Origin of the sequence: Gluconacetobacter dulcium (genome assembly GCF_014174165.1) — a bacterium.
GTDB classification, from domain to species: Bacteria; Pseudomonadota; Alphaproteobacteria; order Acetobacterales; family Acetobacteraceae; genus Gluconacetobacter; species Gluconacetobacter dulcium.
Genome location: NZ_JABEQN010000023.1, coordinates 31,687 through 45,109 on the forward strand (window position 1 = coordinate 31,687; position 13,423 = coordinate 45,109).

The 13,423-nt window shown below is 67.4% G+C and carries 14 protein-coding genes; 6 read left to right on the forward strand and 8 right to left on the reverse strand.

What is annotated here, in order from left to right; translation table 11 throughout:
• From HLH25_RS16105 to HLH25_RS16115, 3 genes are read left to right on the forward strand one after another with little or no spacing between them, the layout of a single operon-like run.
• Positions 1–696, forward strand: a complete 696-nt coding sequence (locus HLH25_RS16105) for an ABC transporter ATP-binding protein (protein ID WP_182975037.1) — start codon at positions 1–3, stop codon at positions 694–696.
• Positions 696–1,652 carry an MlaD family protein gene (locus HLH25_RS16110; protein ID WP_182975038.1) on the forward strand — a complete coding sequence of 319 codons (957 nt, stop codon included), beginning with the start codon at positions 696–698 and terminating at the stop codon, positions 1,650–1,652. The genes HLH25_RS16105 and HLH25_RS16110 overlap by 1 nt, the downstream gene beginning before the upstream one ends.
• A complete protein-coding gene (locus HLH25_RS16115; protein WP_246402578.1) occupies positions 1,649–2,497 on the forward strand; it encodes a hypothetical protein in 849 nt (282 codons plus the stop codon). The genes HLH25_RS16110 and HLH25_RS16115 overlap by 4 nt, the downstream gene beginning before the upstream one ends.
• A gap of 230 nt (positions 2,498–2,727) precedes the next feature.
• On the opposite strand, the gene HLH25_RS16120 is transcribed toward HLH25_RS16115, so the two are convergent.
• The 5 genes from HLH25_RS16120 to bioB form a co-directional block, all read right to left on the reverse strand.
• Positions 2,728–4,218: a SulP family inorganic anion transporter gene (locus tag HLH25_RS16120; RefSeq protein ID WP_182975039.1), complete on the reverse strand. Its 1,491-nt coding sequence runs from the start codon at positions 4,216–4,218 to the stop codon at positions 2,728–2,730.
• A gap of 7 nt (positions 4,219–4,225) precedes the next feature.
• Entirely contained in the window at positions 4,226–4,753 is a 528-nt protein-coding gene (locus tag HLH25_RS16125) for a 6-pyruvoyl trahydropterin synthase family protein (protein WP_182975040.1), read from the reverse strand.
• Positions 4,746–5,483 carry a 7-cyano-7-deazaguanine synthase QueC gene (queC, locus tag HLH25_RS16130; protein ID WP_182975041.1) on the reverse strand — a complete coding sequence of 246 codons (738 nt, stop codon included), beginning with the start codon at positions 5,481–5,483 and terminating at the stop codon, positions 4,746–4,748. The genes HLH25_RS16125 and queC overlap by 8 nt, the downstream gene beginning before the upstream one ends.
• Position 5,484: 1 nt before the next feature.
• Positions 5,485–6,120 carry a 7-carboxy-7-deazaguanine synthase gene (gene queE, locus HLH25_RS16135; protein WP_182975042.1) on the reverse strand — a complete coding sequence of 212 codons (636 nt, stop codon included), beginning with the start codon at positions 6,118–6,120 and terminating at the stop codon, positions 5,485–5,487.
• A 92-nt stretch (positions 6,121–6,212) separates the two neighbouring features.
• Positions 6,213–7,226 carry a biotin synthase BioB gene (gene bioB, locus HLH25_RS16140; protein WP_114727124.1) on the reverse strand — a complete coding sequence of 338 codons (1,014 nt, stop codon included), beginning with the start codon at positions 7,224–7,226 and terminating at the stop codon, positions 6,213–6,215.
• Positions 7,227–7,453: 227 nt separating this feature from the next.
• Here bioB and HLH25_RS16145 point away from each other — a divergent pair, with 227 nt between their 5' ends.
• A complete protein-coding gene (locus tag HLH25_RS16145) occupies positions 7,454–8,710 on the forward strand; it encodes a DUF2075 domain-containing protein (RefSeq protein WP_182975043.1) in 1,257 nt (418 codons plus the stop codon).
• Between the two features lie 32 nt (positions 8,711–8,742).
• Positions 8,743–9,411, forward strand: coding sequence for a TetR/AcrR family transcriptional regulator (locus HLH25_RS16150; protein ID WP_182975044.1), 669 nt, complete (start codon positions 8,743–8,745; stop codon positions 9,409–9,411).
• A 115-nt stretch (positions 9,412–9,526) separates the two neighbouring features.
• On the opposite strand, the gene ybaK is transcribed toward HLH25_RS16150, so the two are convergent.
• Positions 9,527–10,009, reverse strand: a complete 483-nt coding sequence (ybaK, locus tag HLH25_RS16155) for a Cys-tRNA(Pro) deacylase (protein ID WP_182975045.1) — start codon at positions 10,007–10,009, stop codon at positions 9,527–9,529.
• Between the two features lie 49 nt (positions 10,010–10,058).
• On the opposite strand from ybaK, the gene HLH25_RS16160 reads away from it, so the two are divergent.
• Positions 10,059–10,562 (forward strand): hypothetical protein, encoded by a 504-nt coding sequence (locus tag HLH25_RS16160; protein ID WP_310889126.1) that lies wholly within the window; start codon positions 10,059–10,061, stop codon positions 10,560–10,562.
• Positions 10,563–11,184: 622 nt separating this feature from the next.
• Here HLH25_RS16160 and sucD read toward each other — a convergent pair.
• Together sucD and sucC are read right to left on the reverse strand one after the other, a co-directional pair.
• Positions 11,185–12,066 carry a succinate--CoA ligase subunit alpha gene (gene sucD, locus HLH25_RS16165; RefSeq protein ID WP_182975046.1) on the reverse strand — a complete coding sequence of 294 codons (882 nt, stop codon included), beginning with the start codon at positions 12,064–12,066 and terminating at the stop codon, positions 11,185–11,187.
• Entirely contained in the window at positions 12,066–13,268 is a 1,203-nt protein-coding gene (sucC, locus tag HLH25_RS16170) for an ADP-forming succinate--CoA ligase subunit beta (RefSeq protein WP_182975047.1), read from the reverse strand. Before sucC ends, sucD begins: the two co-directional genes overlap by 1 nt.
• Positions 13,269–13,423 lie beyond the last annotated feature (155 nt).

The window sequence follows — 13,423 nt, forward strand, 5'->3', positions numbered from 1 at the left end:
ATGGCGAACGAGGGAGCGATCCTGGAACTTCGCGCCGCCCAGCCGTCGTTCGACGAAAGCGGCATGGCGCCGGTGCCGATCGACCTGCGGCTGATGCCCGGTGACTGCGCGGTGGTGGAATGCCGGGATTCCGCGCGGGCGACGCTGTTTGCCGATCTGTGCTGCGGCATGATCTCGCTGGCCTCGGGCAACGTGCGGTTCATGGGGCTGGACTGGGCCGAACTGGGAGACCGCCAGTTTTACGCCCTGCGGGGGCGGATCGGGCGGATTACCCGGCGCGGATCGTGGCTGGACCTGTTCGGCACGCACCAGAACATCATTCTCCAGCAACTGCACCACACGACGCGGCCGACGGCGGACGTGGTGGCGGATGCGATGGCGCTGGGGCTGGCATTCGGCTTTCCCGGCCTGCCGGTGACCAGTCCGGGGCATCTGTCGGCGGCCGATCTGGCGCGCGCCGCCTGTGTGCGGGCTTTTCTCGGCCGGCCCGACCTGCTGGTGCTGGAGGATATCTCCGACGTGCTGCCGGCGGACGCGGCGGTCGCGTTTCTGGAGGCGATCACGGCGGCGCGCGACCGGGGCGCGGCGGTGATCTGGTTCGTACGCCATGCCGCCACCTGGGCCGATTACCGGTCGGCGGTGAATGTTCATCTGCGCCTTCTCGATGAAGGTCTTTTCCCGGTGCGGGGGGTCTGATGGCCAAGGATCAAGTAAAGGGCCTGGCGCGGCAATTGGTGCGGGTGCGCTATGCCGACGAATGGGTCGGGCTGCTGGTGCTGGTGGCGCTGCTGATCTGTGCGGCGGCGGTGATTGAGGCGGGTGTGCTGCATAACTGGCTGACGCCGGCCGGTCGGTTGCAGATCGTGCTGCCTGACGGCGGCGTCAGCGGGCTGGCGCCGGGCGACGATGTCGAGGTGGTGGGTATTCATGCCGGCACCATCCGGCGCATCCGCATCAATCCGAGCGGCGGGATGTACGCGATCGCGGATATCGACCCGGATATCGAACCCTTCGTGCGTCGTGACAGCACCGCCACCATCCGACGGCGCTTCGTGGTGGCCGGGGCGAACTATATCGACATCACGCGCGGCACCGGGGAGGTGATGGACTGGCATTACGCGGTGCTGACCGCGCATTCGGCACCCAATCCGGCCGACATGATCACCCAGACATTCGCCGATATTCGCGCGCGGGTGATGCCGGTGCTGGATAGTGCGCAGCATATGATGTCGATGCTGGATGCCACGGTGACGGACCTGCATGCCGGCAAGGGCACCGCCGGGCAGTTGATGACCGACGACAAGCTGATCCGTCAGGCCGAGACGCTGGTGACATCGCTGAACGATGCGGTTGCCCATCTGACGCCGATCGAGCGGCAATTGTCGTCGGTCATGGCGAAGGCCGATGCCAGCATGGCCAATGTCCGCGCCATGTCGGGCGATCTGCGCAAGGCCACCCCGAACATGCCGGCGATTACGCGCAACCTCCAGGAGACGTCGGCCGAGCTGCCGGTGCTGCTGACGCAGGCGCAGACCACCGCCGCCAGCCTCCAGAAGCTGACCGACCAGTTGCGCGGCCTGTGGCTGCTGGGCGGTGGCGGGACGAAGGCCCCCGCGTCGAACCGCTTGCCGGCGGGGAGGATCGCGCCATGAAGGCTCGGTACACGCGCGCGGCCCTGCTGCTGGTGCTGGCCATGCCGGCATTGGCCGGGTGTGGGGGCGGCAGGGTGGCGCCCGCCGGCGATGCCGTGCTGGACCAGGCGATGGAGAGCGGGCGCCAGTCGGCGGGACTGGAGCGGCTGGCGGTCGCGGAAGGCCAGTATCGGCAGGCCGGCACGCGTGCGCTGGCGCGCGACGATGCCGGGGCGATCGGCGATGCCGGCTATAATCTGGCGGTGGTGCAACTGGCGCAGGACAAGCCGGCCGATGCGCTCTCGACCCTTGCGGCCACGCGGGCCGCGCTGGCGGTGCGGGGGCGGTCGGGCACCGATGCGGGATTGGACCTGACGCAGGCCGCGGCCCTGCATCGGCTGTCGCGGGACCGCGAGGCGGCGCCGTTGGCCGCCGGGGCGATGGCGAGCCCCGATCCGGCGATTGCCGAACAGGCCAGCCTGCTGACCGGGCTGATCGCGGATGGGGTGGGCGACCGCGCGATGCTGGGGCAGGCAGTGGCGCATCTGGCCCATAGGCGCCCCGTGGCTGCGAAATGGCAGGCGGACGAGGATGAATTGCAGGCCCGGATGCGCTTGCCCCATGACCCGGCGGGGGCGCGGGACCTGGCTGTGCAGGCTGCCGATCTGCGGCGGCAGATGGTGGATTATCGCGGCATGGCGCGGGCGCTGACCCTGGCGGCCCGCGCGGCGGGGCAGGCGGGGGATGCCGCCGGCGCGGCGGCCCTGACGCTACAGGCCGGGCAGAGCCTTCATGCGCAATCGCCGAGTGCCGCGCCTGCTGTCGGGGCGCCCGACCCGTTTGCGGCGCCGGCGCCGCCGGTCTGAGGGGGGGCTCGGGGAACGGGGCTGGACATGGGGGCTGTTCGCGGAGTCGGCTCCGTCGGTCTGAGGCGTGTGGTGCCTCGGAGAACGGGGCTGGAAATGTGGGCTGGCGAGCGAGAGTGCCGCGCAGCGGCACGGCCGTCGTGTGTTTCCGAGCATCGGAGCGGAGCGGCCTTGATGGCCGCGAGCACCGAAGCGCAGGAAACGCGCGTCGGATCGCCGCCAGCGCGCATTTACAGCCCCGTTCTGAGGTCCGAATGGCGGGTGATGAGGGTCGCGCTGGCCGTGTTCAGGCCCGCGAGTTCGACCGCGAGACCGTGGCTTTCCATTCGCGCGACGATGTCGCGCAGGGTGCCGACGGCCGTGATGTCCCAGAAATGGGCGTGGCGCAGGTCGATGCGGATGTGGCGGGCGGTGTCGTGCGTGTCGAACGCCTCGGCGAACAGGTCGGCGGAGGCGAAGAAGAGCTGGCCCGTTACGCTGTAGGTCCGGGTGTCGGTGGCGGCGTCGTACCGGGCTGCGACCGTGACCAGTCGCGAGACGCTGGCGGCGAAGAGCAGGCCGCTGAGCAGCACGCCCACCAGCACGCCCGCCGCCAGATTGTGGGTGACGACGACCACCGCCACCGTTGCCAGCATGACCAGGCTGGCGCCGCGCGGGTGGGTGCGCAGGTCGCGCAGCGACGACCAGGAAAAGGTGCTGGCCGAGACCATGATCATGATCGCCACCAGGGCGGCGACGGGTACGCGGGCGACCCATGGCCGCAGCGCCACCATCAGCAGCAGGAGGAAGGCGCCGGCGATGAAGGTGGAGAGACGGCCGCGCCCGCCATAGCGGAGATTGCCCACCGTCTGGCCGATCATGCCGCAGCCGGCGATGCCGCCGAACAGGCCGGCGGCGACATTGGCCAGGCCGAGGCCGACGCATTCGGTGCGTTTGCTGCTGTGGGTTTCCGTCATGTCGTCGACGACGCTGGCGGTCATCATCGATTCCAGCAGGCCGACCATGGCCATGGCGGCGGCGAAGGGCAGGATGATGTCCAGCGTGGCGAGGGAGAACGGCACCCGTGGCCAGACCAGGTGCGGCAGGCTGTCGGGCAGGCGGCCCAGATCGGCCACCGTATGCACCGGCATGGGCCAGATGGTGGCGACGGCCGTGAGGGCCAGGATGCAGATCAGCGGTGAAGGGATGGCGGTGAACAGGCGCGGCACGCCGTAGATGATGGCCAGGCCCAGCGCGATCAGGGCGTAGGTGTGCCATGTGACATGGAACATGTGCGGCAGTTGCGCGGAGAAGATCAGGATGGCCAGCGCGTTGACGAAGCCGGTGCGGACGGGGCGCGAGACGTAGCGCATGAGCAGGTGCAGCCGTGCCGCGCCGGCCAGCATCTGCAACAGTCCGGCCAGCAGGGTGGCGGCCAGCAGGTATTGCACGCCATGCGCGCGGACCAGCGCCGCCGCCACCAGGGCGACCGAGCCGGCGGCGCCGGAGATCATGGCCGGGCGGCCGCCCGCGATGGCGATGACGACGCTGATGACGAACGACGCATACAGCCCGACCTCCGGATCGACCCCGGCGGCGAAGGAGAAGGCGATGACTTCGGGGATCAGCGCGAAGGTGCCGACCATGCCGGCCAGGATCTCGCGCGCCGGATTGGCCGCCCATTCGGCGCGGTAGCGGGCGAGGCCGGAGAGCGGGGCGGCGGAAAGGGCGGATTCGGACATTGCCGGGTCAGGCGTCGGCGATGCTGTCGTCGGCGCGCCGCCACCAGCATTGTCCGGCCGGGCGGGGGGCGGGCAGCATGTCCAGCGGGTCGCCTTCGTAGCGGACGGTGTTGGTCGGGGTCTCCTGCAAGGTGATCTCCGCGCAGCGCAGCAGGGCGCCGTCGGCGTCGAGCAGCGCGTTGAGTTTGGCCATCATCAGGCAGGCCATCAGTTCCGTGGTCGGGTCGCCGGGCGTGACGATGATGCGGCGGGCGCGTTCGGGCTCGTGCGCGCGGAACCAGGCCAGGAGGGGATCGTCCTCGGCCAGTTGCAGGGCGTGGTCCAGCCGTTCGTCCACGAAGCGGTGCCAGCGCGACTTGGCGCGCTGGAAGGACACGACCATGTTGCCGGCCCCGTCGAGCCGGCGGGGAGCGGTGGGGCGCAGGCGCACGGTGACGAATTCGTTGTGGCCGTGGGGCAGGGCGCAGCTTTCGCTGGCGCCGTGGATCAGCCGGTGGCCCATCGAGAAACGGCGGGTGAAGACCAGATCAAGCATTCTTGCGCCCCGCCATGTAGCGTTCCCAGCCATTGCGGCGCAGGTCGCAGGCCGGGCAGGTGCCGCAGCCATGGCCCCAGGGGTGCATCGTCTCGCGCGTACCCAGATAGCAGCTATGGCTCTCGCGGTTGATCAGGGCGACCAGATCGGGGCCGCCCAGGCTTTCGGCCAGGCGCCAGGTATCGGCCTTGTCGATCCACATCAGCGGCGTGTGCAGGACCAGGCGGCTGGCCATGCCGAGGTTCAGCGCCACCTGCATGGCCTTGATCGTGTCGTCGCGGCAATCGGGGTAGCCGGAATAATCGGTCTCGCACATGCCGCCGATGATGTGGCGGGCGCCCCGGCGGGCGGCCAGGGCGGCGGCGAAGGTGAGGAAGATCAGGTTGCGGCCGGGCACGAAGGTGCTGGGCAGGCCGTTCTCGTTCATCGTGATGGCGGCGTCGCGGGTCAGCGCGGTGTCGGAGACCGCGCCCAGGGCGTCGAGCGCCAGCGTGTGGTCCTCGCCCAGGCGGGCCGCCCAGGCCGGGTCGTGCGCCGCCATGCCCGCGCGCAATGTGTCGCGGCATTCCAGTTCCACCGCGTGGCGCTGGCCGTAGGCGAAGCCCAGCGTCTCGACGCGGCCGAAGCGCGACAGCGCCCAGGCGAGGCAGGTCGCGGAATCCTGGCCGCCGGAGAACAGGACGATCGCGCTTTCCTGCTTCGGGTCGGTGGGGGTGAGGGATGCGGCCATGTCAGGGAATCCCGATCAGCTTGTGGGTCTGCAACGAGAGGCGCCAGCGTGGGTGGGTGCGGCAGTAGGCGACCGCCTGTTCGGTATTGCGGGCCTGGTCGGGGCCGTCCATCGGCTGGAGCCAGAATTGCTGGAAATCGAGATCGGCGACGGTTTCGGGCAGTCGCTCCGGCTGGGGGAAAACCAGTTTCAGTTCGTGGCCGGTGCGCTGGACGAGCGGTGCGTCGGCCTTGGGGCTGACGCAGATCCAGTCGATGCCCTCCGGGGCCGGGAGGGTGCCGTTGGTTTCGATGGCGATTTCGAAGCCGCGCGCATGGACCGCCGCGATGAGGGGGGCGTCGAGTTGCAGCAGGGGTTCGCCGCCGGTGAAGACGACGAAGGCGTGCTCCATGTTCGGTGCGGCCCAGGTGGCGGCGATGGCGTCGGCCAGGGTGCCGGCGTCGGCGAAGCGGCCGCCGCCTTCGCCGTCGGTGCCGACGAAATCGGTGTCGCAGAAACGACAGGTCGCGCCCGCGCGATCGGCCTCCCGCCCCGACCAGAGATTGCATCCGGCGAAACGGCAGAATACGGCGGCGCGGCCGGCATGCGCGCCCTCACCCTGGAGGGTCGCGAACATCTCCTTGATCATATAGGCCATGCGGCGTGATTTCGGACAGGCTGTGCCCGGACGCAAGCCTTAAATCGTGCTGTCGGTGTCTGCCGGCCGCATGGAGGCGGCCGGCAGCCTGTTCAGGACGCCTGAACCAGAGACGTATGCATGCCCAGGCGAGCCAGCAGGCGGGCGTCGCGGCTGGCTTCGGGGTTGGGGGTGGTCAGCAGCTTTTCGCCGTAGAAGATCGAGTTGGCGCCGGCCAGGAAGCACAGGGTCTGGGCTTCGTCCGTCATGTCCTCGCGGCCGGCGGCCAGGCGCACGCGGCTGGCGGGCATGGCGATGCGGGCGGCGGCGATGATGCGCACGAAATCGATCGGGTCGACCGCCTCGGCCTCGGCCAGCGGGGTGCCGGCGACGCGCACCAGCAGGTTGATCGGCACGCTCTCGGGGTGTTTGGGCAGGCTGGCCAGGCTGGCGATGAGGCCCGCGCGGTCGCTTTCGTCCTCGCCCATGCCGACGATGCCGCCGCAGCAGACATTGATCCCGGCGTCACGAACATTGGACAGCGTGTCCAGCCGGTCCTGATAGGTGCGCGTGGAGATGATGTTGCCGTAATGCTCGGGCGACGTGTCGAGATTGTGGTTGTAGTAGTCCAGCCCGGCATCGCGCAGGCGCTGGGCCTGGCGGGCATCGAGCATGCCCAGGGTGACGCAGCTTTCCAGCCCCAGGGCCTTCACGCCCTCGACCATCGCGCAGACGGTTTCGAGGTCATGATCCTTGGGGGAGCGCCAGGCGGCGCCCATGCAGAAGCGGGCGGCCCCGGCATCACGCGCGGCGCGAGCTTCCTTCAGCACGGCGTCCACCGCCATCAGGCGGCTGGCCTTGACGCCGCCATCCTCGTGCATCGCGCTCTGCGGGCAGTAGGCGCAGTCTTCCGGGCAGCCGCCGGTCTTGATCGAGAGCAGGGTGGAGATCTGCACCTCGGTGGGGTCGAAGCGGGCGCGATGCACGCTCTGGGCCCGGAACAGCAGTTCGGGGAAGGGCAGGGCGATCAGCGCCGCGATTTCGTCTCGCGTCCAGTCGGTACGGACCGGCGGAAGGGACGGATCGGCGAAAGCGGGCGATGCGGCCGGCATGAGACCATCGGGCATCGGGCAGGTTCCTGGATTGTCGGCGATAAGGGAGAACGCTGTGCCACAGAAGCGGGGGGGATGTCACCCATGTCGCGCCGACAGGGCTTGTTGGGGTGCGCCATGGGATAGAGGAGAGAGGGTGTGGATTTAAAAAATCATTGACCGTTGAATAGCGGAAATGGCCACTACGGAGGCGCCCTTTTTGACCGAGGGCGCGGTTCAGACGCAGGGACTGCACGTTCGCCATGCCTATTTCAGACAATCGTGCCGCGCTCAAACTCTCGCCCGATCGTGAGCTGACGGAGGAACAGGAGCGGCTGGTGGGCCGGATCGTGGATTTCTGCCGGCTGCATGCAGGGGGGCGTGGCGGCGTGCTGGTGCTGGAGGGCGCTGCCGGCACGGGCAAGAGCATCGTCATGAATGCTGCGTTCGCCAGGCTGCGGCAGGCGGCGGGGCGTTGCAGCGGGGATGCCCTGTCGGGCCGGAGCATGATGTTTCTGGTCAATCACCCGGAGATGATCAAGCTGTACCGCCGGATTGCCGAGGGCTCCGCGATCCTGCGCAAACGCGATTATGAGCGGCCGACCAACTTCATCAACCAGGCGCACAAGAGCGGGCAGGGGACGGATATCGTGTTCGTCGACGAGGCGCATCTGCTGTTGAGCCGCCGGGATGCCTATAATCGTTTTCTTCAGGACAATCAGTTGGAGGAGATTATCCGGGCCAGCCGCGTCGTCGTCATGGTCTTCGATCCGCGGCAGGTTCTGAAATTCAAGAGTTTCTGGGATGAGGCGTCGCTGCGTCGGCTGCTGGGGGATCGGCCAGCCGTCTTCGAGCGGCTGACGACCCAGTTGCGCATGCACGCCCATGATGACGTACCGCGCTGGATCGAGGCGTTCTGCCGGCGGGAACTGCTGCCGCTGCCGGCGCCCCAGCCGTTCGATTTCCGCCTCTTCGACGATGCGCAGGCGATGTACGCGCTGATCCGCCGGCATGAGGACGCGGTTGGGCTGTGCCGGATGCTGGCGACTTATGATTATCCTTATGTTCTCGACGGACATGATCATTTCATCACCGAGGGGCGCTTTCACCTGCGATGGGATCGGGCGTTGCCGCAGGCGCGGCTGCCGTGGGCGGAGCGGGCCGATACCATTGACGAAGTGGGATCGGTTTATACCGTGCAGGGGTTCGACCTGAATTATGCCGGGGTCATTCTCGGCTCGAGCGTCGATTATGACGCGGCGACGGATCGGATCACCATCGATGCGGCGCGCTATGAGGATGGCGCCGCGTTTGCCGGGAAAGGGACGATTGCCGACCCGGAGGGCGCGCGCGAACAGATCATGCTGAACGCGATCAGCGTGCTGATGACGCGGCCGATGCGGGGGCTTTATCTCTATGCCAGCCGGCCGGCCCTGCGGGCACGGTTGATGACATTGTGGCGTCAGCGTGAATCGTGCCCGACCGCCGCTTTGCCGGGTTTTTCATCAGGGAACGAATAGGAAACCCGATCCGGCGGTGCTAGGATTTGGACTTGACACTGAAAAAGGACGATCTGGTGCCGATCCATCATACTCCGCTCAGCCGTCGCCGGGGGCGGCCGGCGAAGGGAACACCTGCGGCGCGTGACGCCATGCTGGGCGCGGCCCTGCATTGTTTCTCGCGCAAGGGGTATGACGGAGCGGGATTGCGGGAGATCGCGGCGGAGGCGGGGGTCGATCCCGCGCTGATTTCCCATCAGTTCGGGTCGAAATTCGCGCTGTGGAAAGCGGTGGTGGACGAGATTGCGCTGCGTCTGGCTGCGGCGCGCCATTCGATCGAGGAACTGCATGGTGGCTCGAGCTCGACCGAGGAGCGGGTAAGGGAAGGGCTGACGCGCTTCATCACCGCCAATTGCGATATTCCCGAACTGGCGAAATTTCTCTCCGACGAACTGAGCCTGCCCGGTGAGCGGCAGGATTATATCCTGCGTGAAATCTGGGAACCCTACCAGGAGGCCATGCTGCCCCTGTTGCAGGAGGCGCGTGAGGATGGATTGCTGCGGCATGACGGGTCGCCCGAACTGACGCTGATGATGGTGATGGGGGCCGTCATGCTGCCGCTGCTGATGATGCGGCTGAAGGGGCTTTCGAAGCGGGACGAGGCCGAGCTTTCCCGGCGGCTGGTGTCGGACGTGTTGCCGATGGTGCTGGCGGCGGCCTGAGAGCCTGAATGAAAATGTGGGCCGGCGGCGACCCGACGCGCGTTTTCAATCAGGCTTTGATGGGGAGCGCAGCCAGGCTGTTGCATCAGGACGCTGCGTGATGTTCCGCTGGAGCTTAAGACGATAGAATCGGTGCCAGGATGGCGTTGGCGGCCACGCGTGCGTCTTCCGGCGTGATCTTTACGACCAGGCCCCGCTCCCCGGCATTGATGTAGATATGCTCCTTGCCGGACGCTGTTTCGTCGATCACGATCGGTACCGATGTTCTCTGGCCGAACGGGCTGATGCCCCCAACCTGAAAGCCGGTCAGGGCCTCGGCCTCTTCGGCCGGGATCATCCGGGCATTGCGGCCGTCGAACAGGGCGGCAACGGCCTTGAGGTTGACCTTGCCGGCGGCGGGAACGATCAGGCAGACGGGTTTTTCGCGATCGACCCGCACCATCAGGGTTTTGAAGACGCATGCCGGGTCCTCGCCCATGGCGGTGGCTGCCTGCATGCCGATCAGCGCGCCTGCCGGGTTGTAGTCGTAGCGATGGACGCTGAAGGGCACGCCGTGCTCCGCGAGGGCGGCCGTGGCCGCCGTTTCATTCTGCTGCACGCGGGTGCGTCCTCATGTGCATTAAATCATCGTCTTATGAATATAAGGCGTGTGGTGGTGCGTCAAGGAAATGGGGGCATGTGGCTTCTGCCTCCGGATTTATATTCATCGTGTTTTGATTAAATGTCATCCGTCTGGTAGGTCGGGCCGGGATATGATTGTACGAGATTTCGCCTTCCACGCCGACATGCCGGACGACATGCGCTACCTGCGCCGGCCGGATGGTGTGCAGAGATTCATCGAAAAGGACATGATTTTTCTTCTTCCCGAACGTCTCAAGGATTTTCGGAAGGATCTGTATCATGTGTGCCGGATCAACAGCTCGGACAGTGCCTTGTATGGTCCGCTTTTTCAGGTGCGGTGCGTGATCGCCGATGGGGCGGCGGTGGAGGGGTTCGACGGACCCTGCGACGTTTTTCCGTTTTATGAAAAGGTCGCGCGCAACAAGCGTCATTATCGCGATTATTATGTGCTGTTCCTGTTTCGGCATCAGGCCGATTATCGGAAATATCGCCGGCTTTGCCGAGAGCCGGAGCGGTGTCGGGATATCTGATGTCCCTGGCGTGAGGATTATCCGGAGGGGTGATATGTCCTGGAATTGTGCCGGGATCTGACGCCCCGTGCCAGACTGGCGGGGGCGGTCAATGTGCTGCGCCGGGTTGGCGAGGATGCGTTTGCGGGTGACATGCTGGATGGCGAGGGTTTTGTCGCGGGGCTGGCCGCCGCCGGGCATTCGGTGGCCGGGCGACGGATCTGCATCGTCGGGGCGGGCGGGGCGGCCAGTGCGACCTCGGTGGCGCTGGCCGAGCGGGGGCCTGCGCGGCTGACGCTGATCAATCGCTCGCGAGAGCGGCTGCTGGCGCTCCATGAGCGGGATGTCGGCGGGCATGATCTGGTCGTCAATGCGACCTCGCTTGGCCTGCGTGCGGACGATCCGTTGCCTTTCGGCCCGGAACGGGTCGGACCGGGCGTTCTGGCGGTCGAGGTGATTATGACCCCGGAGATGACGCCGATCCTGCATGCGGCCGCTGGGCGGGGGCGGCGATCCATCCGGGACGGGCCATGCTGGATGGCCAGTTGGAGGCGATTTTTCGGTATTTTTCCGCAGACGGGCGGATCGGCCGCTGGCAGGTGTGATCGGTCCGCCCCTTGGGTGGGGCGGACCGGGTGGGGTGTTAGAAACTGCCTGACAGGACGTCGAGCAGTGTCTGGCCCAGCAGGGCGGGGCTGGTGGAGATGTGGATTCCGGCGTCGCGCAGGGCTTCGATCTTGGCGGCCGCCGTCTCGTGCCCGCCGGTGATGACGGCGCCGGCATGGCCCATGCGGCGGCCCGGCGGGGCGGTGGCGCCAGCGATGAAGCCCACGACCGGCTTCTTCGTCCCGCTGTCGCGGATCAGGGTGGCGCCGTCGATTTCCGAGGTTCCGCCGATCTCGCCGATCATGATGATCGAGTCGGTGTCGGGGTCGGCGATGAAGCGTTCCAGCACATCGGTGAAATCCATGCCCTTGACCGGGTCGCCGCCGATGCCGACGCAGGTGCTCTGCCCCAGTCCGACGGCGGTGGTCTGGGCCACGGCCTCGTAGGTCAGGGTGCCGGAGCGCGAGACGATGCCGACCTTGCCGGGGCGGTGGATCGCGCCGGGCATGATGCCGATCTTGCATTCGCCCGGCGTGATGATGCCGGGGCAGTTGGGGCCGATCAGCAGGCTGTCCGACCGGTGCAGCACCTGCTGCACGCGCACCATGTCCAGCACCGGAATGCCCTCGGTGATGCAGACGATCAGGGGCACGCCGGCGGCGATGGCCTCGAGGATCGCATCGGCCGCGCCGGCGGGCGGCACGTAGATGACGCTGGCATCGACCCGCGTGGCCGCGCACGCCTGGGCGACCGTGTCGAAGACCGGCAGGCCGAGATGGGTTTCGCCGCCACGGCCGGGGGTGACGCCGCCGACCAGTTTGGTGCCATAGGCCAGGGCCTGTTCGGAGTGGAAGGTGCCCTGGGCGCCGGTGAAGCCCTGGGTGATGACGCGGGTATCGCTATGGACGAGGATGGACATCAGGCGACTCCTTCCGCGCGCACGGCGGCGACGATCTTGCGCGCCGCGTCGCCCAGGTCACTGGCGGGGATGATCTTCAGGCCGGAGTGGGACAGGATTTCCTCGCCGCGTTCGACATTCGTGCCGGCAAGGCGAACCACGAGGGGCACGCGCAGGCCCGTTTCGCGCGAGGCGGCGACGATGGCCTCGGCGATGATGTCGCAGCGCATGATGCCGCCGAAGATGTTCACCAGGATGCCGCGCACCTTCTGGTCGGACAGCACGATGCGGAACGCCGCCGCCACCCGCTCGCGCGAGGCGCCGCCGCCGACATCGAGGAAGTTGGCCGGTTCCTCGCCTTCCATCTTGATGATGTCCATGGTCGCCATGGCCAGGCCGGCGCCGTTGACCATGCAGCCGATCGTGCCGTCCAGCCCGACATAGGCCAGGCCGTGGCGGGCGGCTTCGCGCTCGCGGGGGTCTTCCTCGTTCTCGTCGCGCAGTTCTTCCAGTTCCGGATGGCGGAACAGGGCGTTGTCGTCGAAGCTCATCTTGGCGTCGAGCGCCACCAGGTCGCCCGAGCCGGTGACGACCAGCGGGTTGATCTCGACGATCGCGGCGTCGAGCGACACGAACGCCTCGTAGGCCGCGCGCAGCACGGTGGTGAAGGCGCGGATCGACCGGCCGTGGAGGTCCAGCCGCGCCGCGAGAGTGCGGGCCTGGTAGTCGGACAGGCCGATGGCGGGGTCGATCGCCTCTTTCAGGATGCGCTCCGGCGTGGCGGCGGCGACGTCTTCGATCGCCATGCCGCCGTCCTGGGAGGCGACGATGACGATGCGGCCGGTGGCGCGATCGACCAGCAGGGAGAGATAGAGTTCGCGCGCGATCTCGCAGCCGGCTTCGATATACAGGCGGCGGACGATGCGGCCGGCCGGGCCGGTCTGGCGGGTGATCAGCGTGCTGTCCAGCATCGCGACGGCGGCCTGCTGCGCGTCGTCGGGCGTGCGGGCCAGGCGGACGCCGCCCTTGCCACCCGGATCGTCGGCGAAATGGCCGGCGCCGCGACCGCCGGCATGAATCTGTGCCTTGACGACGACGATCGGGCCGCCGATCGTGCGGGCGGCCACCAGGGCTTCGTCGGGTGAACGGACGACCCGCCCGTCCAGTACGGGCATGCCGAATCCCTTCAACAGGGCTTTCGCCTGATATTCGTGTATGTTCATACGGTTATGATCCGCGTTTGTTGTCGTTGCGTCTCGGGAAGCCCGGACGGTGCACCGGCCGCGTATGCGTCAGCGATCGTCTGCATGGCATAATCGGCCGGTTTATGCCATCTCGGATGCTGAAAAGGACTTGTTCAGGCTTCGTATATGCCCTT

What these genes read in the sequence shown, in the direction of transcription:
- queC (WP_182975041.1), bottom strand. Translation starts at nt 5,483, where the DNA reads ATGGCCGCATCCCTCACCCCCACCGACCCGAAGCAGGAAAGCGCGATC.
- HLH25_RS16105 (WP_182975037.1), top strand. Translation starts at nt 1, where the DNA reads ATGGCGAACGAGGGAGCGATCCTGGAACTTCGCGCCGCCCAGCCGTCG.
- queE (WP_182975042.1), bottom strand. Translation starts at nt 6,120, where the DNA reads ATGGCCTATATGATCAAGGAGATGTTCGCGACCCTCCAGGGTGAGGGC.
- HLH25_RS16115 (WP_246402578.1), top strand. Translation starts at nt 1,649, where the DNA reads ATGAAGGCTCGGTACACGCGCGCGGCCCTGCTGCTGGTGCTGGCCATG.
- sucD (WP_182975046.1), bottom strand. Translation starts at nt 12,066, where the DNA reads ATGTCCATCCTCGTCCATAGCGATACCCGCGTCATCACCCAGGGCTTC.
- HLH25_RS16120 (WP_182975039.1), bottom strand. Translation starts at nt 4,218, where the DNA reads ATGTCCGAATCCGCCCTTTCCGCCGCCCCGCTCTCCGGCCTCGCCCGC.
- bioB (WP_114727124.1), bottom strand. Translation starts at nt 7,226, where the DNA reads ATGCCCGATGGTCTCATGCCGGCCGCATCGCCCGCTTTCGCCGATCCG.
- HLH25_RS16110 (WP_182975038.1), top strand. Translation starts at nt 696, where the DNA reads ATGGCCAAGGATCAAGTAAAGGGCCTGGCGCGGCAATTGGTGCGGGTG.
- sucC (WP_182975047.1), bottom strand. Translation starts at nt 13,268, where the DNA reads ATGAACATACACGAATATCAGGCGAAAGCCCTGTTGAAGGGATTCGGC.
- HLH25_RS16125 (WP_182975040.1), bottom strand. Translation starts at nt 4,753, where the DNA reads ATGCTTGATCTGGTCTTCACCCGCCGTTTCTCGATGGGCCACCGGCTG.
- HLH25_RS16145 (WP_182975043.1), top strand. Translation starts at nt 7,454, where the DNA reads ATGCCTATTTCAGACAATCGTGCCGCGCTCAAACTCTCGCCCGATCGT.